We start from the raw sequence: 23,204 nt of genomic DNA, 5'->3' as shown, positions 1-23,204 counted from the left end.
TTTTAAATATTCAGGAGTCCTCATGAAAAAGAACAATGCCCGCCGTTTTATATTATTGTGCGCGTTTATTTTGCCGTTATATGCGCTGTCGCTAAGCGGCTGCCGGCAGCCGAGTGCATCTACCGCGCCGGGGAAAAAAGGCGCCGGTTCTTCGTTTCGAAAAAAGCCGCAGGTAAATCACGCCGTCCCGCAAAATCCGTATGAATTGGTTGAAGCGGACGTGCTTGAGGCGTTCGGTTTAACAAAGGGAAAGCAATCCCCGTTTGAAGCCGCCGAAAAAATTGATTCGGGAAATTCAATTCTTCCTTCAATTGTATTTACGCAAAAAGAAGTTACCGCCTACGACGATGAAGCGGGAGCGTTTACCGTAAAAGTAAAAGGAACAAAAAACGGCAAATCTTTTGAAAAAGAAATGACGGTCAGCGGCTTTTCCAATCCCTATGTAGCCAATCCGCAAAGCATAGATACAACCGGCGGCAAGGGCGCGTTAAAGCTCGATGAGGGCATCGAACACAATCATTCAATTGAAAAATATACGGAAAAAGCGAATGCAAATATTGCAGACTTTTTTAAAGCACCGCTTACCGTTTTACTTGAAAACGGAACTTCCGTTACACTCGGCGATTTTCCCGGCTATACATTGACCGCCACCCTTGAAAAAAGGGGAGAGAATAAAATTAAAATCGTGCCTGTGTATACGGCAAAAAGCCATAAAAAGTCAGCCGATGGGACGGAGACGGTAACACCGACACCGCATTATTCGAATTTTACCCGTTTGTCGGAGCTGTTGACAAAAGATTATTTTACCGAAAAAGACGTGTTTGAGTATGTATTAAGCAAAACGGACGACAGTGTTATAAAAGCGTATCCTAATGAATTCGCTTCGTCTTTTTATGCGCTTGCAAAACAGACCGGGGGTTCTCCCGAAGCTCTTTTTGACGATAGTCGCCTTGAACCTTATAAAATACGGTATCAAACTAAAGATGCCGATGAATACATGCAGCTTGATATTACATGCGGTATAAGCAATCCCAAAAACGGCGGCATTAACGCGGACGATTATAAAGGTGAATTGACGGTAAAGTTTTGCATTGCAACACAGGAACAATTGGCAAACCAAGGAGAAATTACGGCGATAAAAACGATAAAAAGGTTAGGTTATGCAAAGATAACAAATGCAGCGGAATTAAAAAATCAACTTTTTTTTGATATGTCATCGAAACCGAATCCGTCAGCTGAGGCTATAAAAACTTGGAAAAGGAAAAAGTTTGACCGCGTGCCTTTATTGCGTATAGGCGATGACGGGGCTGTTGTACTTGCCGCCAATCCGCTTCCCGACGGCCCCGATAAACCGTTTTGTTTATGCATAAACGGCGAGGCAACGCTTTCAAACTACTTGGGCTGCAAAGCATACGGTGCGTCAAAAACAAGAAACAATAAAGTTATTTTTATTGAAAATATTCAGCTGCAAAAAAAATTCGACGAAACCGATCTTCAAGTGAAAGTTCAATTAATGGGTTCCGGTTCCGTATTGACGCTGACAATGAATCCCGGAGGAGCATATAGATAAAATTTGCCTGTTTGTCCATAAAGACGGAGGCTTATTTTAGATAATGCAGTTGGCATTGTCTAAAAACGCTGCGAGTTTCGGTTTGGATATTTAGTTGCCGAAACATCGCATGATTATATACCGTTTCTCGTTTCACTGCGAAACGGCGAATTGAACAGCTTCCAAAATTGATATTTTGTTCAGCTGTTCAATTTTAAGGGACTTTTGTGTAGAAATTATGGAGGCATGATAAATTATGAAAAAGATATTCTTGATCACAACGGCTGTTATAACGTTTGCCGCATTTTTTGCAGGCTGCAAAAACCCGGCAGGGCATAATCCTGTGCCGTCTTCACCGCAGCAAGGGGGCGGAAGCGGCGGCGGATCAACGCCCGCACAAATAACGATAACGGTTGCGGGGGATGAACATGTTATACTCAAACCCGAGCACACATTTGAAGTTGAAAAGGGCAAAAGATGGGATGAAATTGAGTCGCTCGCAAAAACTAAAATTAAAAAATATAAAGACAACTATAAATTTAAAGAATGGCGTCTTACGGATGCTTCAGGTACGCCTTTGAATAATAGCTATACGACTCCGTTTGACAATAATGAAACTGTTTTTGTTGTGTCTGAGCCTGTAATGATAACGCTCTCTATTACCGGCGATCATGTCGATATAGATCCTCCTGCTTCCATTACGGTTCAAAAGGGAAAAACATGGGGCGAGGTTAAGGATCTGGCAAAAGGTCTGCTTCGTTACCACCCAAATTATGAATTCAAACAATGGAGAAGAAATGGCCCAAGCGGAGCGGTATTGTCAGCGGACAATCTTCCTTTAGGAAGCGATATGACAATATATGCGGAAGCAAAACAGATAAACGTTACTATCACGATAAAAAGCGGCGGTCATGTTCAGCTGGCAGCAGATCCTAAAATTACAAAGCCGTATGGTGTAACGTGGGGAGCAATAAAAAACGAAGCAAAGAAAAAAATAACCGGTTACGATACGGGGTTCGTATTTGCCTCATGGAAAAAAGGGAGTACGGACGGAGTCGAATTGGCAAACAGTGATGAATTTGAGGAAGATACGGATGTCTATGTAACAACGCAAGCCGTTCCGGTTTCCGTCGGTGTAAAAGTGCCTGCGGCAACTATTACCGGACAAAATGCTGCTTATGCACTGCCTAAGAAAAACGGTTCGGATACCCTCTGGCGGGGTGTGTTCCCTAGTGGCCGCACAGTCAATTTAAGCGAATATACAATCGGAAAATATGAAGTGACAGTCGAACTATGGAAATCGGTATACGAGTGGGCAAAAGAAAACGGCTATACATTCGAATATGATGATGAAGAAAAACACTATAACGATGCTAAGCAACCAATGACGGATATGAGTTGGCGTGACTGTATAACGTGGTGCAACGCATACACCGAAATGAAATTCGGAAGTACAGAGCAATGCGTATACCGCAAAGATTCTGAAACCGGTGCTGCCGTAAAAGACGCCTATACCGAAGCCGATGATGCTTATTGCAATCTTGCAAAAAAAGGCTATCGGCTGCCTACCGAAGCCGAATGGGAATATGCCGCGCGTTATCAAAACAACAACACCAATGCCGAACAATACGGCGCAGTCTACCTAACCAAATTGGATTCGGCAAGCGGTGCAATAAAACCTATCGGCTTTAAGGGTATGACAGGGTCCCCAGACTACTTTGCCGACTTACGCAAGGAAACGGCACGGGTTGCGGTTTTTAACAAATATTACAACGGTACGACGTTTGTAGAACAGTCTCCGGCTGTAACCGGCTTAGCAGATGTCGGAACCAAAGACGCGAACGCGCTCGGTATTTTCGATATGAGCGGCAACGCTATGGAGTGGTGCTGGGATAGGTATTCTATAACACTGTCTTCCGGTGCAGTAACGGATCCGACCGGCTCCGCATCGTCGGCCGATACTGAACGCGTTTTGCGCGGCGGAAACTGGTCATTATCAGACAAGCCGGTAACTGAAAATGCCGTCTACGGCTGTATGACCGGTAAACGGGATAGCGATAGTTCTCATAATAGTTACGATATCGTAGGCTTCCGCTTAGTGTGGAAAGAATAGCCGATACTCTACGTAACGCAGTTTTGGTTTTTGTCGGTGTGCCGTTTTTACGCGGTGCACCGGCTTTGCGCGGCAGGACGGCAAAGACTTCCGGCTGTTTGCTGAAATTCAACAGGAAATTCTTTTCAATGAATTTATAAACAATTTAAAAATAGTAGGAAAAGTTATAGCTAAACGTATCAACCTGTGCTATAATCAATATGTCAGAAAAATACGGCAGCTTAATTACAAGGAGAGTGCTATGTCGTATGAAGCGCTTGTTGAAAAAGTAAAAGCTTTACCGGAAGTATGCTTGGAAGATGCTTATAAATATATGCAGTTTTTACTTTATCAATATGAACAGGAAAAAATGGTTGCTTTACATGAATCAGATGAAGAATTCGAAACACGCATGAATGAAGGTTTTAACGATATGATTGAAGGACGGGTAACTCCTTTAAAAGAAACCTTTGAAGACATAAAAAAACGCTTTGCCTGATGAATTACAATGTTGTTATTTCAGATCAAGCAAAAAAAGATTTATGTCGTATTTATTCTTATATATCTACTGTTTTAAAATCGAAAGTCAGTGCGAATTCTATACTTAAACGTCTTTATGAAGCAATAGAAAAATTGAATTTTATGCCTAATAGATATCACCGGTATCAAAGTAAACCATGGTTTTCACGAGGAGTAAGGTTTTTTTCTGTAAATAATTATTCCATTTTTTATGTGATTAATGAAAGTACCGCAACCGTTATTGTTATTCATATTATCTATGGAAAGCGAGATTTTGATAAGGTTTTATTTCCTTCAGAATAAACTAAATTAATATCACCGAAGATTGCAGACAATCCGTTTTTATGCTACTATTGCCCATTCGGAGAATATATGCTGACATTAAAATTCGGCGGTACCTCTATGGGCAGCGCCGCACGTATACTTAATTCCGCGGATATTATTATCGACCGCGCAAAAAAAGACCGCGTAAGCGTTGTCGTATCCGCCGTTGCAGGCGTGTCCAATTTGCTTATGGACAGTATAAACGGCTGCTGCGCGGGAGGCGATGCAAAGTCGTTTGTTTCCGCGGTAAAAAAAATCCATTCGGCCGTCTGCGCCGACATTGCCAAAAAGTGCACAGGCTTTGACGCTTCCGGCGTGCTCAAGGGCTTGCAGCCGCTTTTTGCCGATTATGAAAAAATGCTGAATGCGGTTGCCGCGTTCGGCGAATGCCCGCTTTCGGTCCACTGCCGCATTATGGGTTTGGGCGAACTTTTAAGTTCGCCGATTATGGAAGCGGTTTTAAAGGCGAAAAAGCAAAAGGTGTGCCTCATCGATTCGCGCACGCTGATTTTTACAACCGGCTTGCAGCAGGAAGGGGACCCGAATTACAAAAAAACGATGGACGCGTTTGCGCCCTATGTGGACGGCGAAAAGGCCGCCGACGCGCGCATTTTACTGTTTCCCGGTTTTGTGTGTACGTGGGAAAACGGTCAGCCGGGCCTGCTCGGCAGAAACGGTTCGGATTTTTCGGCGGCCATCGTTGCCGTAGGTTTGCGCGCTTCAAAGGTTGAATTTTGGACCGACGTTGACGGTATTTTTACCGCGGATCCGCGCATTGTAAGCGATGCCATTTTGGTCGACGATATGAGCTACGAAGAAGCGATGGAACTTTCGTTTTTCGGCTCGAAGGTGTTGTACCCCAAAACGCTTGCGCCGCTTTCGGCACGCGGCATAGAAGCGTGGAGTTTAAACAGCCACAATCCGTCCGCACGCGGAACGCGAATCGGTGTCGGGCCTTTTCCCTCGGCGGGTGCGGTACGCGGCATAACCTGCCTTAAAAAAACCGCCATGATAAGCGTGTCCGGTTCGGGTATGAAAGACAAACACGGTATTGCCGCGCGCATATTCGCCGCAGTTGCGCGCACGGGCATTTCCATGCTCCTCATTACCCAATCCAGTTCCGAATATACAATCAGTTTTTGCGTTAAGCAGGAATACAGCGCTTCGGTGGAAAAATCCTTGAATGACGAATTCGAATACGAAATCCGCACCGGCGACATTAACACCGTAGAAGTCGTCAACGACTGTGCTATCGTGTCGATTGTCGGCGACGGCATGAAAGAAAAACGCGGCGTTGCCGGAACCTTCTTTAACGCGCTCGCCTGTCAGGATATAAATATTTTGGCGATTGCGCAAGGTTCTTCGGAGCGTTCGATAAGTGCGGTTATAAACGGAACCGACGGCGATACGGCCGTGCGTTCCGCACACCGCTTCTTTTTCAATACCGCGCAAACGATCGAATTATTCATCTTCGGTACCGGTACTATCGGCGGCTGCCTCATCGAACAAATCCGCAGCCGGCAAAAAAAACTTGCCGCCCAGAATATCGACATAAAAGTTATGGGAATCGCGTCTGCGGACGGCATGATGCTCAGCGAAGCGGGCATCGATTTGGCTTCGTGGAAAAAGTCGTTCCCGAAAAAAAAGACGAACGTATCGGTTGACGGCATGCTCGATTTTGTATCGCGCGTTAAACCGCTGAATCCGGTGTTCGTCGATTGTACGGCATCTTCGGAACTTCCGCTGAGATACCTCGACATATTCAAAGCGGGCATGCATATTGCAACGCCGAATAAGCGCGCCAATTCCATGGACATGAACTTTTATAAAGAACTGCGCCGAACGGCGAACGCCATGCACCGCCGCTTTTTATACGAAACGAATGTGGGCGCAGGACTTCCGGTTATGGATACGCTGCAAAACCTTATTAAAAGCGGCGACAAACTTGTCGGCTTTTCCGGCATTATGTCCGGCTCGCTTTCGTACATATTCGGCCGATTGGACGAAGGCGTTCCGTTCAGCCGCGCGGTTGCCGAAGCGAAGAAAAAGGGCTTTACCGAACCCGACCCGCGCGACGATTTGGCGGGCAAAGACGTTGAGCGCAAAGTACTCATCATCGCGCGTGAAGCGGGAATTTCCTGCGAGCCTGCCGATATCAAAACCGAATGCATCTTTCCGGCCGGCTTTGACGATTCCGGTTCGGTAGACGAGTTTTTGCAAAAGCTCGCCGGGCTTGACGATTATTTTAAAGATAAAATCGAAAAACTGAAAGCGAAGGGCAGGGTGCTGCGCATGGCCGCTTCCATCGAAAAGGGCGTGTGCCGCGTCGGCCTTGTCGAAGTTGGCGCTTCGGATCCTTTGTACGGCATACGCGACGGAGAAAACGCGTTCGTGTTCCGCACCGAGCGCTACGCTCCCATTCCGCTGACCGTTCACGGCTACGGAGCGGGGGCCGAAGTAACGGCTGCCGGTGTGTTCGGCGATATTTTGCGTACGGTTTCGTGGAATCCCGAAGCCTAAGGACAGCATATGGTTATCGTTCTTGAAAAAAATATTTCGGCAAAGCAAAAAGAAAGCCTTCGTTCTTTCCTTGAAGAGAAGGGCTTCCGCGTAAACGAAATACGCGGCGAAGAAGATACGATTTTCGGTGCGGTCGGCAAACTTTCGATCGATCCGCGTGAAGTTGAAATTTTAAACGGAGTCGAGCGCGTCATTCCGATTTCCAAGCCGTATAAAATGGCGAGCCGGGAATTCAAAAAAGAAAATACCGTCGTCGAAATCGTGAACAACCGCGGTCAGGTTATCCGCATCGGCGGCTCGCGCTTTGTGAGCATTGCCGGCCCCTGTGCGGTTGAAAACCGCGAGCAAATGTTCGACGTTGCCCGCCGCGTTGCGCAAGCCGGAGCGGTTATGCTCAGAGGCGGTGCGTATAAGCCGCGTACGAGTCCCTATGCGTTTCAAGGCTTGGGAGCCGAAGGCGTAAAGCTTTTAAAAGAGGCGGGAAACGCATTCGGTCTTCCCGTCGTTACGGAAATCGTTTCGGCCGACCACATTCCCGATATGATCGATTACGTGGACGTCTACCAAATCGGCGCGCGCAATATGCAGAATTTCGAACTTTTAAAAAAGGTCGGCGCCTTGGGAAAGCCGGTTATTCTTAAGCGCGGCCTTTCGGCAACGATCGAAGAATGGCTTATGGCGGCCGAATACCTGCTTTCTTCGGGAACCGATGACGTTATTTTATGCGAGCGCGGAATCCGTACTTTTGAGCGGGCGACAAGAAATACGCTCGACCTTTCGGCCATTCCGATTGTCCGCTCGCTGACCCACTTACCGGTTATAGTAGACCCCAGCCATGCGGTCGGAATCCGCGACAAGGTGCCGCCGATGGCGCTTGCGGCGGTTGCCGCCGGTGCCGACGGCATTATCGTCGAAGTGCACTGCAATCCCGATAAGGCGCTTTCCGACGGTGCCCAATCGCTGTATCCGGAACAGTTCGAAAAGCTTATGCGCGACATAGACGTGCTTGCTCCCCTTACCGGAAAAGAAACGCTTCGCATAAGGCCGCAAGCCGACCGCGGCGAGCACTCGGCGGATTCAAAAAATCGGTGCGGCACAAAAATGTCCGCCGGCGGACAAAACGCTTGTATCGATTGCGCCTTTGCAGGCTCTCACGGCGCATATGCCGAACAAGCCGCCCGCCGTTATTTTGACGCTCGGGTTGAAACCGTTCCGTATCCGAATTTCCGCAGTTTGTTCCAAGCCGTAAGCGAAGGGCGGGTTTCGTGCGCAATCGTTCCGATCGAAAACAGCCTTGCCGGTTCCGTATACGAAAATTACGACAACCTCATCCGTTTTTCGGATGTCGCCGTTGCAGGCGGCATTAAAATGCGGGTCGAACATTCCCTGCTTGCCTGTAGCGGTGCAAGCTTCGATACGATACAAACGGTGTATTCTCATCCGCAAGCGCTTGCCCAGTGTTCCGACTTTTTGGCATCGCACCCCGATTGGCGCCTTGTTGAATGTTCTTCAACGTCCGATGCGGCCGAAACGGTCGAACGTAAAGGAAGCGTACACGATGCCGCAATCGCTTCGCAGGATGCGCTTCGCTGCGTTAAGGGCGGCGCAAAACTGGAAGTGCTTAAAACGGGTATAGAAAACAATCCGCGCAATTATACGCGCTTTTTGATTATCTGCGCGCGCGACGCCGCTCAGGCAAAAGACGGCACGGAGCTTTACCGGCTTTCGCTGCAAAACAGCGGCGTTTTAACGGCAAGTTTTGCCTTTGTCGCAAAAAATGAAAGCGGCGCCTTGTACCGCTGTCTCGGCGTCTTTGATCGTTTGCGCGTAAACCTTACGCGTCTTGAATCGCGTCCCGTACAGGGGCAGCCGTGGCGCTATATGTTTTACGCCGATGCGGAATTGACGCGCGGCGGAACGAACATCGACGAAAAAGAGGCGCAAGCGGTTGTTGCCGATGCGCTTTCGGGCTTGCAGGAATTTTCCGATGAAGTCCATCTTTTGGGTCTGTATACCGAATCCTTTTGAACGGGGAGGGCGTTTATGAATTCCGATACTATGAATCAGGATAACGTAAAGCGCTATGTTTTGTCCGTGTTGGTTGAAAATCATACCGGCGTTCTCAGCCGTGTTGCGGGCCTGTTCAGCAGACGCGGTTATAATATCGACAGCCTTACCGTCGGCGAAACTTCCAATCCCGGAAAATCGCGCATGACGATTGTCGTTCGCGGCGACGAGTACATTTTGGAACAAATCGAAAAACAGCTGGCAAAGTTGGTGGAAGTTATCTCGATTCGCCACTGTAATCCCGCTCGTACCGTTATGCGCGAAACGGCGCTCATTAAAGTGGCGGCCGTCGGCGAAAAACGGCTCGGAGTTATCGAAACGGCGAATATTTTCAGAGCGCGGATTGTCGATGTCGCTGCTGATTCCCTTATTATGGAAGCGACCGGAAGTGAAGATAAAATAACGAGCCTTATCGGCTTGCTCGAACCCTTCGGTATTATAGAAATGGTATGTACGGGGCTTACCGCAATGAGCAGAGGAGCCGAGGTTTTATGAACGATACTGCAGCCGTAGAAATTCTCGATTCGACTTTGCGCGACGGAGCGCAGGGAGAAGGAATCAGTTTTTCCGTTCAGGATAAACTGCACATTGTGTCGGCGCTGGATGAACTCGGCGTCGCCTACATCGAAGCGGGCAATCCCGGCTCGAACCCGAAAGATTTGGAATTCTTTCAGCAGGTAAAAAAGCTGAAGCTTAAGCACTCGGCCGTGTGCGCATTCGGCGCGACGCGGCGCAAAGATATAAACTGTGCCGAAGACGCCAACCTGCAAAGCCTTTTGGCTGCGGGAACCGATACCGTCGTCATCTTCGGCAAAACATGGGATTTTCAGGTAACCGAAATTCTGAAGGCGACACTTGAAGAAAATCTTTTAATGATAGAAGAAACCTGCGCGTATTTGTGCGAAGCGGGCCGTTCCGTTATATACGACGCCGAGCATTTTTTTGACGGTTATAAAGCGAATGCCGATTATGCGCTTAAAACGCTTCGCGCCGCCGCAAAAGGAGGCGCCCGCACCTTAGTGCTTTGCGACACAAAAGGCGGCACCATGCCCGCCGATGTTGAAAGCGCCGTAAAAACCGTCTGTGACATTTTTAAAGATACCAAAACGCCGGATAAAAAGTCCGTGCGTATCGGCATTCACACGCACAACGATTGCGCTCTTGCCGTCGCAAATTCGCTTTTAGCCGTAACGGCGGGCGCCTCTCACGTGCAGGGTACGCTGCTCGGTTTCGGGGAGCGCACCGGCAACGCGGAACTGTCTTCCGTTATCGCCGACTTGCAGCTTAAAATGGAAAAGGTGTGTATTCCCGAAGAAAACATAAAAAAACTTACGCCCCTGTGCCGCAAGGTTGCCGAAGTCGCAAATATTTCGCTTCCCGCGGGCGCGCCGTACATCGGTTCGAGTGCCTTCGCGCACAAAGCGGGCATGCATATAGACGGCGTTACGAAAAATCCCGCCGCATACGAACATATTAAGCCCGAAGACGTCGGCAACGAACGTGTATTTTTAATGAGCGAAGTTGCCGGCCGTTCGATGATTATCGAAAAAATCCGCAAGTTTGAACCGTCGATACAAAAAGACAGCCCGCTTGTTTCCGAAATTACGCGGCAGGTAAAAGAGCTTGAACACGCCGGCTATCAGTTTGAAGGAGCCGACGGCAGCTTTGAACTTTTGGTGCGCAAAATAATCGGAAAATACAAGCCGTTTTTTAACCTGCGCTATTATAAAACGCTCGGCGAGCAGCCCCGCCTTGATGAAACGCTGTGTTCTTATGCGCAGCTGAAGATTGAAGTGGACGGCCAGCTTGAAGTAACGGCGGGCGAGGGAGACGGTCCCGTTCACGCGCTCGATACCGCTTTACGCAAAGCGCTGGAACGCTTTTATCCTGCCGTAAAATCCATACGCTTAACCGATTATAAAGTGCGCGTATTGGATTCGCAAAGCGCGACCGCCGCAAAGGTGCGCGTTTTAATCGAAAGCTCGGACGGAAACGATTCGTGGACGACGGTCGGCGTCTCGGCCGATATTATGGAAGCCTCGTGGCTGGCCTTGGTCGATTCGTTCGAATACAAATTCATCCGCGATATGGAAAAAAAGTACAAACCTTTTTTATAAAAAAGGTTCTATAAAATCTATAAAAGATGAACGATTGGAGAGAGTATGAATAAAAAAATAGCGCTTATTCCCGGCGACGGAATCGGCCCCGATATTGTTGAACAAGCCGTACACGTTATGGATGCCGCGGCAAAAAAATATTCGCACCGCTTTGAGTATACAAGCGTTTTGGCCGGCGGAGTCGCGATCGATTCTTGCGGCAAACCCCTGCCCGAAAAAACGCTTGAAGTATGTCTTGCATCCGATGCGGTGCTGTTGGGAGCGGTCGGGGGTCCCAAGTGGGACAATATTCCCGGCATACGCCCCGAACAGGCTTTGCTCGGTTTGAGAAGCGGCATGAACGTGTATGCAAACTTGCGTCCGGCCCTTATCTTTGAACAGTTAAAAAACGCCTGCCCCTTAAAAGATGAAATTACCGAAGGCGGTTTGGACCTTCTTATCGTGCGCGAACTGACCGGCGGCATTTATTTCGGCGAACGCGGACGCAGCGCCGACGGAAGCGAAGTGTGGGACACGGAACGCTACAGTGTGCATGAAATCGAGCGCATAGTCAGGCTCGGTTTTGAAGCTGCCGAAAAAAGGCGTCAAAAGCTGTGCCTTGTCGATAAAGCGAATATTCTCGAATCGAGCCGCTTGTGGCGCGAAGTTGCCGAGCGCGTAAAAAAAGAATACCTTTCGGTTGTGCTCTCTTATTTGTATGTCGATAATGCCGCAATGCAGCTTGTGCGCAATCCGCGCCAATTCGACGTTATCGTTACAAGCAATATGTTCGGCGATATTTTGTCCGACGAAGCGAGCCAGATAACCGGCTCGATCGGCATGCTCGCATCGGCTTCGCTCGGAAAACCCGGAACGCCCGGCTTATACGAACCCATTCACGGCTCGGCGCCCGACATTGCCGGAAAAGATATTGCAAATCCTTTGGCGACGATTTTATCCTGCGCTCTTATGTTCCGCTACAGTTTCGGCGCCGAAAAAGAAGCGTGCGCAATCGAAAAAGCCGTAAATGCCGTCCTCGACGAAGGCTGGCGTACCGCCGACATAGTGGGAAGCGATGCCGACTCCTTAAAAGCGGCCGGCAAACTGGTCGGCACAACGGCGATGGGAAAGCTTGTCGCCGAAGCGCTGGAAAATATCTGAAAATTCAACAGCCGCATAAAAACAATTTGACAGCGCATTTTTTATCGTATATAATGGTTGCATAAAATAAATTTTAGGAGGCTTTGAGCAATGGCTAAAGTTGAACTCAAAGGTATCGGAAAAGTATACGACGGAAACGTGCGCGCGGTAGATAATGCGAACATCGTCGTAGACGACAAAGAATTTGTGGTTTTCGTAGGCCCGTCAGGCTGCGGTAAATCCACAACATTACGAATGATTGCCGGATTGGAAGACATTACCGAAGGCGAGCTGTACATCGACGGCGAATTGATGAACGACGTTCCGCCGAAAGACCGGAACATCGCGATGGTTTTTCAAAACTACGCTTTGTACCCGCACATGTCCGTGTATGACAACATGGCGTTCGGTCTTAAAATCCGCAAAGTAGATAAAGCCGAAATCGACCGGCGCGTTCATGAAGCCGCCCGCATTTTGGATATTGAAAAACTGCTCGACCGCAAACCCAAAGCGCTTTCCGGCGGACAGCGCCAGCGCGTCGCCGTAGGCCGCGCCATCGTGCGCAATCCGAAAGTATTCCTTTTCGACGAACCCTTGTCGAACTTGGACGCAAAACTGCGCGTTCAAATGCGTGCCGAAATTTCGGATTTGCACCACCGCTTAAACGCGACGATGATTTACGTTACGCACGATCAAATCGAAGCTATGACGATGTCCGACAAAATCGTCGTTATGAAAGACGGTAAAGTGCAGCAAATCGGTTCGCCTTTGTATTTGTACAATCACCCGATCAATAAATTCGTCGCGGGCTTTATCGGTTCTCCGCCCATGAACTTTTTGAACGTTAAAATCGGTGAAAAAGGCGGCAAGATTATTGCCGACGAAGGAACTTTCGAATTGACCGTTACCGACGATCAGGCGAAGATTTTGAAAAATTATGTCGGAAAAGAAGTGTTTTTCGGAATCCGTCCGGAGGATATGGAATACAGTTCCTCACCCGCCGCCGCAAACAATATGCAGCTTAAAGTGTCGGTTATCGAACCGCTGGGCGCCGAAACGCACTTGTTCCTCAACACGAAAACCCAGTCCATGGTTGTGCGCACGGCTCCGGACGTTACGTTCCAAATCGGCGATACGGCAAACTTTGTTCCGGTTATGGCAAAGGCCAAATTCTTCGACAAAGATACCGAATTGAGCATTTGCGACGACGTAAAAGCGCAGTAAATTGAGTGGCTGCAAAGCCGGCATATTCAATTAAAAAGAAACTGCCGAAAAGCGGCCGTACACGCGGCCTTTTGCGGCGGTCTTTGGGAACCCTTTTAAGAGTCGTTTTACGGCTTCTTAAAAGGGTTTTTTGTTTTTAGGACAGTTTATAAAGGGCGTATTGATTGAGCGATACCCCTTCTTTTTCGGCAGCTAATGCAAGTTTTTTGTGCAGCGTTTTGGGGATACGTAAGACAAATTTACCGCTGTAGTTATTTTCTCCTAGAGGTTTGGGGACTTCGAATCCGTTTTCAAGTTTTGTTTCTATCCAGCCTTCCATTGCTTCATAAATGTTTGTATAGGCTTCTTCAAAAGAATCGGCGGTACTTTGGCAGCCTTCAAGTTCCTGAACGGCAGCGTGGTAATAGGTGCCGCTTTCATCGGTGATTTTCTTAATAATAATAGAATACGGTAAATCCAAATAATCTTGTACTTTCATTTAGTACTCCTTACATACGCTTTAAAATATCTTTTATATAGCAGGCTTTTAGTGTATTGTCGGCCTTTATCGTGATAACATCTCCTTCGGTATTGATGTATTGTCGATGAGACCCCTTTTGTCTGTCAAATCTATAGCCGATAAAATGCAAAACTTTATCGGCTTCTTGTAAACGAATACCGTTAGGCTGGTTTTTCATTTTGTCGATTATTTTCTCTATGGTTGACATAAATAAATGATACTGCATTTAGTACTGCCAGTCAACTGTTTTTTTCACTATTCTGTGGTTTTATGTGAATCGTATGCCGAAAAAAAACGATTGAAAATTGTTTGCGCTACGCTTCTTTTACCGGGACATAGGTTGCAGTCAATTCGGGAATGTTGATGCCGGCTGGCTGTACGTATACGGTGTCGTTGAGCGTTTTGCCCGGAACAAGGGGAATGAGGGCTTCCTGAGCCAGCGCGGGGATGATGACGACGGCTTGATTTTCCTTTATGTCCACAATAACGGCTTCGAAGCGGCTGTCTTTATGCTGCAAAAGATATACGAGCGTCCAATGCAGGTTGCTTTTGCGCTCGGCTTTTACGGCTGCCGAAGCTGCGGCATCTCCTTCGCTTATGCGTTCAAGAAGGCTGTCTTTGCTTAAAAGCGGCCGCCCGTCCAAAAACGCGTGCAGCTGCTCGTGCGCTGCAAGGTCGCTGTAGCGGCGCAGGGGACTTGTTACCTGGCTGTACATACCGAGCCCCAACCCGGCGTGTGCAAGAGGCGAGGTACTTATCGTGCGGCTTTTCATGCAGCGGCGCAGCCGGTACTGCCCCGCTAAACCTTCGCTCAGGCTGCGCGGTATTTCGGGCTTTTCCTGACACACGAAGGGGAAGGGGATGGCGTTTTTAAACGCGAAACGGGCGGCCGCTTCACCGGCTAAAAGCATAAATTCGCGTACGAGTTCCGTCGAGCGGCAGCGCATAATCGGTTCGATACGTACGGCGGGTTCGCCGTTTGCCGCACTTGCCGAATATTCCAGAGAAATATGGACTTCAGGCATTTGAATAAACACCGCGCCCGCCGCTTTGCGCCGTTCGATATTTTTATCCGCAATTTTAAAAAGCGCCGCCAAATTGCCGGAGCTTTGAGCGTCCGCCTGAGCATAGGTGAGCCTTTGTACGCGCACCTTTGTTTTTAAAACCGCCGTTTCTTCTATTGCGCCATCATCATTCAATTTGATGCGGAAAGAAAGCGCGCGCGAATATGCGCCGCCTGTTGCGGCTTCTCCGTTTTCAGGCAAACCGAGCGCGTAATCGGACAAGGATTCTTCGGCAAGCATGCGCGAAGCTCCTTCGGGAATATACAGCGTTGCGCCGCGTTCCCGCGCCGCCTTGTCTATGGCCGAGTCGGGCAGCACCGTGTCGGCAGGGTCGGCGATATGTACCCACACATAGGTTCCGTCGAATGCGATCGCATCGTCGGGGTCGGTGCTCCATTCGCTGTCTATCGCGTATGCGATATGGTCGACTTTTGTGCGTTTGCTTTCCTGCGGACATCTCAAGCGTTCGGTTGCCGACTGCGTCGATAAGCCCCATCGCGACGGATGGGGGTTGCGGTATATTGTCCATATACCGCAGTCGAGCAGCAATTTGTGAGCTTTTTCGGGGGAAGCGCTCATTCCGGCTTCCTGCATGATTTTCGATTTATCCGTTTTGCCCAAGGCGAGGGCTTCCACTTCGCCCATAAAAACGCCGTCCTGCGGCAAAAGGAGCCGCTTTTTACGCAGCCGTTCTATAAAGGCTGAACGTTCTTCTTTTTCGCGTTTTTTTTCGTCCTGCTTTGCGAGCAGCTTTTGCGCTTCTTCGCTGCTGCGCAGGGAAAAGCGCGGCTGTTCGGGAGGATTCGGCGGCACAAGCGAAAAATGCGGATGTTTTGCAAGCGCGTCATATATGCGCCATGATTTTTCAGGCACAAAACCGCCGAAAGCCAATTCGGCAATTTCGGCAAGCGAAAACGACGGACGGTTTTCGTCTTGTAAAAGTTCCCACGCTTCGTTTAGAGCGGCGTTCAGTACATCGCGCTCTTCATCCTTTTGTGCAGACGGCAAGAGGGCGGACAGGGAAGGAAGCGGGCCTTCGTGAAGCAGGCAAATATCTTTTTCGCGCACTTTTTGCGTTCCGATCGCGTATTCGATCGTATATTTATCGGCACATTCACGGATGAGAGCGGGCCTGTCTTTATATAAAACGATGTTTCCGATTTTCAGCATGAGCGAAGTCTAATGTATATTGTAGCGATCGACAATACGTCTGAATAACAGTTTATAAAATTTTGTATACTTTTTAGCGGAAAAATATAAAATTAGCGAAAAATTAACTTTCTTTTTTTGACATATGGGTTATAATATACGATGGAGAGTGTTTATGGACTTACAAAAGATACTGCCGCTTTTTTTTTATGTCTTATTCACAATCTACGTTACCATAGGTTCTTACGTAATCTTTTTTAACGTTAAATCGCTGCCTAAATATCTGTTTTTTATTATTTGTATGATTTTATCGTTGTGGTGCTTTGCCTATGCATTTACGATAACTTCATACGATCCTGATAAAGTTTATTTTTGGCAGTATTTTTCGGTTCTCGGCTTCGGCACTTTGTATTTTGCGTACTTTTTGTTTGCGGCGGCATCGGTTCAAGATACGCTTATGCTTAAAAAGCGCGCGTATATACTGATGTCGATTCCGTTCTTGTTTACGGGATTGCTCGTTTGTTTGTATCCCCAAGTTTTTCATGCCGCGTATGATGCACGAAACACCGCATTCGGTTACCTTTTTTTTGTACATACGGGAAAGGGCTCGCTGTATTTAACCGCATATTATCTTTTATATTTGCTTACAACCATAGTGCTGCTTTTTAGCGCAGTTAAAAAAACGCGTTCACCCGTGCAAAAAAAAGAGCGGCTTTTATTGCTTACGGCATTTTCCGTAAGTTTGCTTCTCAACATCCTAAGCAATGCTATTTTATTGATCTTTCATTCGCGAATTTTATATTCGGTACATTTGATAACGTCGCTTGTGCCCGTATTGGCGATACTGTACAATTTCAGAGGCTACTATCTTGTCCAGCGACAATTCGACTCGATTGACGACAACGTTTTTTACAACAATAAATTGTCGTCAAAAAAACAAATATTTTTTACGCTTGCCTTTTTGTACATCCTATTCGGCTTGCTGCATTTGGGCATGGCCTATATTATCGTTAAAGTGTTTGTTGAGGAGGGAATTTTTGCCGGCACATATGCGCTTATTTCGGGATTGGTGATTTTCGCGTTTCAGCGAAGCAAAAAATTGGAGCGCTATGCGGATACGGTTTCGGTTGTACTTATCGTTTTATCCGTTCCGGTTATTTTATTTGCGTTCCGCGCTCTTGCGGCCGTTACGGTGTGGGTATTCCCGCTGGTTTTGCTGTTTATCAGTATTTTATTTAAAAGAACGCTTTTGCTGCGGCTCATTGCAGTTGTATCTCTTTTATGCTATGTATTTATCGCCGCAACTCATTCGACGATAGTAATCCCGCTGCATAAGGACGATCACGTATTCAGAATTCTGTTTTTTTTGGTAAGTACTTATGTCGCGTATTACATTCAGCAATCGTATCTTGCGCGCTTTGTGGAAATTCAAAGAAAAAACGACAATCAGCGCACTATTTCCGAGATTTCAAACATTCTGCTTCGCGGCAACGCATCAAACATAGAAGAACATATTTTGTCGGCTTTAAAAGTTGTCGGAAATTTTTTCGGTGTAGACCGGGTTTTTTTATACCGATTTTCGGAGGATAAAAAGAAAGCGCTTTTCGTACATGCGTGGGACAATCCCGACTCAGCCGTTCAAAACGGCAAGGGCGCTTCCTTCGGCGATTTGCCGCCTTTTTGCGTTACGCAGCTGAAAGCGAAAAAAAAGATTGTGTATTCGGATATAAAAACTCATGTTTCTTTAACCGATCGCGAAAAAAAGTTTTTCGGCAAACGCGAAATCCTTTCCACTCTTTGTTTTCCGCTCATAGAAAACGAAGCCGTCGCGGGCTTTTTGGGCATTCATGATTTTCGGCACAAAAAGGCGTGGACGGAAGACGATTTGCAGATATTCAGAATTTTTACCAACCTGTTTTCTACGGCCATCTTGAAAATCGAAAATGAAAGATACATCGAACATATGGCCTTCCATGACGTTTTAACCGGTTTGCCGAACCGTATGTATTTTAACCGGTTTGTATCGCGTCAGATAAAAAACAATGCGCCCGATTTTGCGGTTCTTTTTATCGATTTGGATTCTTTTAAAAATATAAACGATTCCAAAGGTCATGAGTACGGCGATAAGGTTTTGCTGCAAACGAGCCAGCGTTTAAAAAAAGAGCTGCCGTCTTCGGCGGTCATATGCCGATTCGGCGGCGACGAGTTTTTGATTTTTTTACCTGCGGTAAAAACGAATGACGAAATTAAGGTTATCGTTAAGCGGCTTATGAAAGGGCTGGGCCAACCGATGGGCATAAACGATGACGTGTTGTACGTAACGTTCAGCTGCGGCATTGCGCTGTTCCCGAAAGACGGCAAAACGGTAAATACGCTTATAAAGTACGCCGACAGCGCCATGTACGTAGCGAAGTCGAAAGGGAAAAACGGCTTTACGTTTTGCAATCCCACGTTGAAAAAAAACATCGCAAAAAATATAGCAATGCACCAGCGGCTGTATACCGCCGTCGAAAAAAACGAATTGGTTTTGTATTATCAGCCGCAAATCGATTTGAGTACCGGAGAAATATTCGGAGTGGAAGCATTGCTGCATTGGGCGAATAAAGATTTCGGGATTGTTTCTCCGAACATTTTCGTTCCGCTGAGTGAGCAAACCGGCTTAATAGAAATAATCGGGAATTGGGTGCTGAATAAAGCCTGCGAACAGCTGCACTTGTGGCGTGAAAAAGGCATTGAAGGAATTTCGATGGCGGTAAATATTTCTCCGCGCCAATTCGAAAATTCGCAGCTGAATTCTCTTATCGGCGGTTTGTTGGAAAAATACGATTTGCCGCCTTCTTATTTGAATTTGGAAATCACCGAAGGCGTGTATTTGTCGCAAAATGTCGGTGTTGAAAAAATCATGACCGATTTGAAAAAACTCGGCGTAAAAATTTCAATAGACGATTTCGCTACGGAATATTCCTGCCTGATGCGCTTAAAACATACGCCCATCGATAAAATCAAGCTGAGCGACACCTTTGTAAAAGGAATCGGCCAAGACAAAACGGACGAAGCGATTATACGCAGTATGATTATCCTTGCCGAAAATCTGCACGTAAAAGTCGTCGCCGACGGCGTTGAAAAAAAAGAGCAGTCCGATTTTTTAAAACAAAACGGATGCACTTTGGTGCAGGGCTTTTATTTTTACAAACCGATGTCGGCCGATGATACCGAACGGATTTTGAAGTCGAACCCGTTACCCCCCCCCCCCCCCCTAAAAAAAGTCGGCGCAGGTACTACGGCATAGGCCGGGAAAGTAAATCCACTTATGATAAAAGCGTGAAAAAAGAGGACGTGAACGGCTTGTGAGCAAAGCGAACTGCCTGAACGGCCTCTTTTTTTCACGGCGGTTGATTCGTGCGGAGGGTTTAATACCCCGGCGCGCTGCGCCGTAATAAAGGGTATTAAACCCGACTGCAACCGCCTTATGAGAACAACAACCCCGATGCTCTGCGTCGGGGTTGTTGATTTTCCTTCGTTCATTCGATACAATCGGTTGCATGATTGTAATGAAATTCGGAGGCTCTTCCGTCGCTTCGGCCGAACGTATCCGGCACGTTGCGTCGATTATCGGAGCGTACAAAGACAAAAAGCCGGTTGTCGTATTGTCGGCAATGGGCGACACAACCGATCATCTTTTGCGCGCAGCCGATGAAGCGCTTGAGGGCAAGGCCGATATCCGCAGCATTCAAAAACTGTATACCGATACCGCGCGCGATTTGGGTTTGGACGAACAGACGCGGAAAAATATAAAAGAACTTTTCGACGAACTGAAAGCGCTGTTAACCGGAATTTCCATGCTGCGCGAATTGACCAAGCGTACCCGCGATTATTTAGTGTCGTTCGGAGAACGCTTGAGCGTGCGGATTGTCGCTTCTTTTTTGAACGTGCAGGGAATAAAGGCGCGCTTTTACGACGCATGGGATGTCGGTTTTATATCCGATTCTTCTTTTATGAATGCGGAACTTTTAAAAGACGTGTGGCAAAGAATTCCCCAAGCGCTCGGTAACTACCGCGACGGAAAGGATGGTGCAATTCCCGTCGTAACCGGTTTTATCGCAAAAGATGCGGACGGCTGCATTACGACGCTGGGCCGCGGCGGAAGCGATTTAACTGCAACCATGATCGGAGCCGCGATGAAGACCGACGAAATCCAAACGTGGAAAGACGTTGACGGTATTTTAACCGCCGATCCGCGCATTGTAAAAAATGCAAAAACCGTTCCGTTCGTAACTTATGAAGAAGCCGCCGAACTCGCATATTTCGGCGCACAGATTTTGCATCCGCGTTCCATGGCGCCCTGCCGCAAAGCCGGCGTTCCCGTGCGCGTAAAAAATTCGTATAACATACAATCGGAAGGTTCCCTTATTACGGAAAAACACCGCAAAAAACCTTCGCCCGTGCGCGCCCTTACCGCGGTAAAAAACAGCACGCTCATCGACATCGTTTCGACGCGCATGCTCGGCGCTTCCGGTTTTTTGGCGCATATTTTTAACGTGTTCCTTAAATACGGCATAAGCATCGATGTTATCGCGACAAGCGAAGTGTCCGTTTCGCTTACGGTACATACGGACGCCGATTTGTCGGGCTTGCTGCACGAACTGAACGGAATTGCCGAAACGAAGATAAAAACGGGAAAATCCATTATTGCGATTATCTGCGATGCGGCACATTCAAGTTCCATTCTTGCATCGGCTTTCGGCGCGCTGGCAAAAGAAAATATAAACCCCGAAATGATAAGCCAGGGGGCGTCAAAGGTGAACATAAGTTTTATCTGCGATGACGCCGTTGCCGATAAAACCGTGAAAACCCTTCACGCCGCTTTTTTTGAATAAAGGATTAATAAAGAATTTTTTTACGGGAGAAGTTTGTGAAAATTGCATTATCCGGTTACGGAAAGATGGGACGCATGGTTGAACGCGCGGCAATCGATCGCGGCCATACGATTGTGCTGAAAGCCGATACAAACGCCGCCGATGCCGACAAAATATCGTCCGCTGCGGAACTTGAGCGGGCGGTAAGCGCAAGCGGCGCCGACGGAGTAATCGATTTTACGCATCCTTCCTGCGCTGCCGAGAATATTTTTTCTCTTGCGCCGTTGGGGCTTCCGATTGTCGTCGGTACCACCGGCTGGTACGATAAACTGGAAGAGGTGCGTGCCGCTTTAACGGAGGGCGGAAGTACGCTTTTTTATTCGCCGAATTTTTCGATCGGCGTTAATTTGTTTTACCGCATAGCCGAATACGCTTCACGCTTGATTTCCGCTTATGACGAATACGATACGGCTGTCCTCGAAACGCACCATCGGCACAAAGCCGACAGTCCGTCCGGCACCGCGCTGGAAATAGCCCGCGCCCTTATGCGCGCAAATCCGGCAAAAAAAGAAATTACGCTCGACGTTCTGCACGGCGCGCCGAAAAGCGAACAGCTTCACGTTGCGTCTCTGCGCGTCGGCAGCGTTCCCGGAACGCACAGCGTGTTTTTCGATTCGCCCGCCGATACTATTGAATTAAAGCATTGCGCGCGCAGCCGCGAAGGTTTTGCTTCCGGAGCGGTACGCGCCTTTGAATGGCTCGTCGGCAGCCTTAAAAACGGCAGTGTGCAAAAAGGGCGCGCGTACACGATGGACGACATGCTTTCGTCCCTGTAAGGGCAAAATGACGGAAGGCGGCGGAACGGAATATGCTTGCAAAAATATTTTTACGGCCCAAAGAAGAAGTCGAAATCAGACAGGGCTTTCCCTGGGTTTTCGATAACGAAATAGCTTATATAAAAGAAAACAAAGATGGCGGAAAAATTCCCCTCGCCGAAAGTTCCGTTGCCGACGGGTGCGCGGTGAATGTATTTTCATCGTCGGGGCAATATGAAGGAACCGGCATTTTAAATAAAAAATCGAAAATCGCCGTGCGCTTTTTAGCCAAAGATTCCTCTTCGACCGGTGTTTTTGACCGCGCGTTTTTTGAAAAAAAAATCAACGATGCGCTTTCCCTTCGTGCGCCGTTTTTTGCAAGCGAAGATTCCTGCCGTTTGATTTTCGGTGAAGCGGATTTTTTGCCCGGTCTCATCGTCGAGCGCTATGTCGATATCCAAAACCGCATATACCTTGTCGTTCAGTTCTTGGCGTTGTGCACGGAAACATATCGGGATATTATTATCGATATTTTGAACGAAACCTGTCGCCCCTTCGGCATATACGAGCGCAGCGATGCGAACATACGTTTAAAGGAAGGCTTACCGCTTCGTGCCGGCTGGATAGGCGATGAAAGAAGCGGCGTCATTACGATTCGCGAAAACGGCGTTCTGCTGAACGTCGATATTGCCGCCGGACAAAAAACGGGATATTTTTTGGATCAAAAGTTTAACCGTCAACGCGCCGCAGTTTTGGCAAAGGATAGGGAAGTGCTCGACACCTTTACGCACACGGGTGCTTTCGGTTTAAACGCCGTTGCAGGCGGTGCAAAAAGTGTAACCGCCGTCGACATATCCGAAGATGCCGTTAAAACGGTAAAAGAAAATATCGCCCTGAATAAGGCCGAAAGCCGTATGAACGTTATTCAAGCAGACGTATTCGACATTCTCAAAGAATACGAACAAAACGGCCGCTTGTTCGATATGATTATTTTGGATCCGCCCGCTTTTGCAAAAAATGCAAAGGCGCTCGATAAAGCGTACGGCGGCTATAAAGAAATAAATTTGCGCGCGATGAAGATTTTACGCTCCGGCGGCATATTGATAAGCTGTTCGTGTTCGCAGTTTATGGATTCGGCTTTGTTTTATTCCATGCTTACGCATGCCGCATCCGATGCAAAACGGACGGTACAAATTGCGGAAAAGCGCGGCGCGGGCCCCGACCATCCCGTTCCCTTGGGCTATCCGAAAGCCGAATATCTTACGTGCGCAATATGCCGGGTGCTTTGAC

17 protein-coding genes are annotated in these 23,204 nt (G+C 47.8%); 14 read left to right on the top strand and 3 right to left on the bottom strand.

Annotated elements, in window-relative coordinates; translation table 11 throughout:
• The first annotated feature begins 22 nt into the window (after positions 1-22).
• The 10 genes from HMPREF9194_RS08000 to HMPREF9194_RS07960 all read left to right on the top strand — a co-directional run bounded on the left by HMPREF9194_RS08000 (position 23) and on the right by HMPREF9194_RS07960 (position 13,531).
• Positions 23-1,570, top strand: a complete 1,548-nt coding sequence (locus tag HMPREF9194_RS08000) for a lipoprotein 17-related variable surface protein (RefSeq protein ID WP_016525865.1) — start codon at positions 23-25, stop codon at positions 1,568-1,570.
• A gap of 235 nt (positions 1,571-1,805) precedes the next feature.
• Complete coding sequence (locus tag HMPREF9194_RS07995) at positions 1,806-3,662, top strand: formylglycine-generating enzyme family protein (protein ID WP_016525864.1); 1,857 nt, start codon at positions 1,806-1,808, stop codon at positions 3,660-3,662.
• A 241-nt stretch (positions 3,663-3,903) separates the two neighbouring features.
• Positions 3,904-4,140, top strand: a complete 237-nt coding sequence (locus HMPREF9194_RS07990; protein ID WP_016525863.1) for a hypothetical protein — start codon at positions 3,904-3,906, stop codon at positions 4,138-4,140.
• A complete protein-coding gene (locus tag HMPREF9194_RS12120; protein WP_084663103.1) occupies positions 4,140-4,463 on the top strand; it encodes a type II toxin-antitoxin system RelE/ParE family toxin in 324 nt (107 codons plus the stop codon). Before HMPREF9194_RS07990 ends, HMPREF9194_RS12120 begins: the two co-directional genes overlap by 1 nt.
• A 69-nt stretch (positions 4,464-4,532) precedes the next feature.
• A complete protein-coding gene (gene thrA / locus HMPREF9194_RS07985) occupies positions 4,533-7,004 on the top strand; it encodes a bifunctional aspartate kinase/homoserine dehydrogenase I (RefSeq protein WP_016525862.1) in 2,472 nt (823 codons plus the stop codon).
• 9 nt (positions 7,005-7,013) lie between these two features.
• On the top strand, positions 7,014-9,032 hold the full coding sequence (aroF, locus tag HMPREF9194_RS07980) for a 3-deoxy-7-phosphoheptulonate synthase (RefSeq protein ID WP_016525861.1): 2,019 nt from the start codon (positions 7,014-7,016) through the stop codon (positions 9,030-9,032).
• Between the two features lie 15 nt (positions 9,033-9,047).
• Positions 9,048-9,566, top strand: coding sequence for an acetolactate synthase small subunit (gene ilvN, locus HMPREF9194_RS07975; RefSeq protein ID WP_016525860.1), 519 nt, complete (start codon positions 9,048-9,050; stop codon positions 9,564-9,566).
• Entirely contained in the window at positions 9,563-11,188 is a 1,626-nt protein-coding gene (cimA, locus tag HMPREF9194_RS07970; RefSeq protein ID WP_016525859.1) for a citramalate synthase, read from the top strand. Before ilvN ends, cimA begins: the two co-directional genes overlap by 4 nt.
• A gap of 45 nt (positions 11,189-11,233) precedes the next feature.
• Positions 11,234-12,328, top strand: coding sequence for a 3-isopropylmalate dehydrogenase (gene leuB, locus HMPREF9194_RS07965; protein WP_016525858.1), 1,095 nt, complete (start codon positions 11,234-11,236; stop codon positions 12,326-12,328).
• A gap of 90 nt (positions 12,329-12,418) precedes the next feature.
• Positions 12,419-13,531, top strand: a complete 1,113-nt coding sequence (locus HMPREF9194_RS07960; protein ID WP_016525857.1) for an ABC transporter ATP-binding protein — start codon at positions 12,419-12,421, stop codon at positions 13,529-13,531.
• Positions 13,532-13,667: 136 nt separating this feature from the next.
• On the opposite strand, the gene HMPREF9194_RS07955 is transcribed toward HMPREF9194_RS07960, so the two are convergent.
• The 3 genes from HMPREF9194_RS07955 to HMPREF9194_RS07945 all read right to left on the bottom strand — a co-directional run bounded on the left by HMPREF9194_RS07955 (position 13,668) and on the right by HMPREF9194_RS07945 (position 16,264).
• A complete protein-coding gene (locus HMPREF9194_RS07955) occupies positions 13,668-14,009 on the bottom strand; it encodes a type II toxin-antitoxin system HicB family antitoxin (protein ID WP_016525856.1) in 342 nt (113 codons plus the stop codon).
• Positions 14,010-14,019: 10 nt separating this feature from the next.
• Entirely contained in the window at positions 14,020-14,238 is a 219-nt protein-coding gene (locus HMPREF9194_RS07950; protein ID WP_040846824.1) for a type II toxin-antitoxin system HicA family toxin, read from the bottom strand.
• A 106-nt stretch (positions 14,239-14,344) separates the two neighbouring features.
• On the bottom strand, positions 14,345-16,264 hold the full coding sequence (locus HMPREF9194_RS07945; RefSeq protein WP_016525854.1) for a ribonuclease catalytic domain-containing protein: 1,920 nt from the start codon (positions 16,262-16,264) through the stop codon (positions 14,345-14,347).
• Positions 16,265-16,418: 154 nt separating this feature from the next.
• Between HMPREF9194_RS07945 and HMPREF9194_RS11930 the strand changes: the two genes are divergently transcribed.
• The 4 genes from HMPREF9194_RS11930 to HMPREF9194_RS07925 all read left to right on the top strand — a co-directional run bounded on the left by HMPREF9194_RS11930 (position 16,419) and on the right by HMPREF9194_RS07925 (position 23,203).
• Positions 16,419-19,532 (top strand): EAL domain-containing protein, encoded by a 3,114-nt coding sequence (locus tag HMPREF9194_RS11930; protein WP_016525853.1) that lies wholly within the window; start codon positions 16,419-16,421, stop codon positions 19,530-19,532.
• A gap of 253 nt (positions 19,533-19,785) precedes the next feature.
• A complete protein-coding gene (locus tag HMPREF9194_RS07935; RefSeq protein ID WP_016525852.1) occupies positions 19,786-21,120 on the top strand; it encodes an aspartate kinase in 1,335 nt (444 codons plus the stop codon).
• A gap of 35 nt (positions 21,121-21,155) precedes the next feature.
• On the top strand, positions 21,156-21,935 hold the full coding sequence (dapB, locus tag HMPREF9194_RS07930; protein ID WP_016525851.1) for a 4-hydroxy-tetrahydrodipicolinate reductase: 780 nt from the start codon (positions 21,156-21,158) through the stop codon (positions 21,933-21,935).
• A gap of 32 nt (positions 21,936-21,967) precedes the next feature.
• A complete protein-coding gene (locus tag HMPREF9194_RS07925; protein ID WP_016525850.1) occupies positions 21,968-23,203 on the top strand; it encodes a class I SAM-dependent rRNA methyltransferase in 1,236 nt (411 codons plus the stop codon).
• Position 23,204 lies beyond the last annotated feature (1 nt).

It is taken from the genome of Treponema maltophilum ATCC 51939, assembly GCF_000413055.1.
Taxonomy (GTDB): Bacteria; Spirochaetota; Spirochaetia; order Treponematales; family Treponemataceae; genus Treponema_C; species Treponema_C maltophilum.
This window is presented reverse-complemented; position numbering and strand designations above follow the sequence as displayed.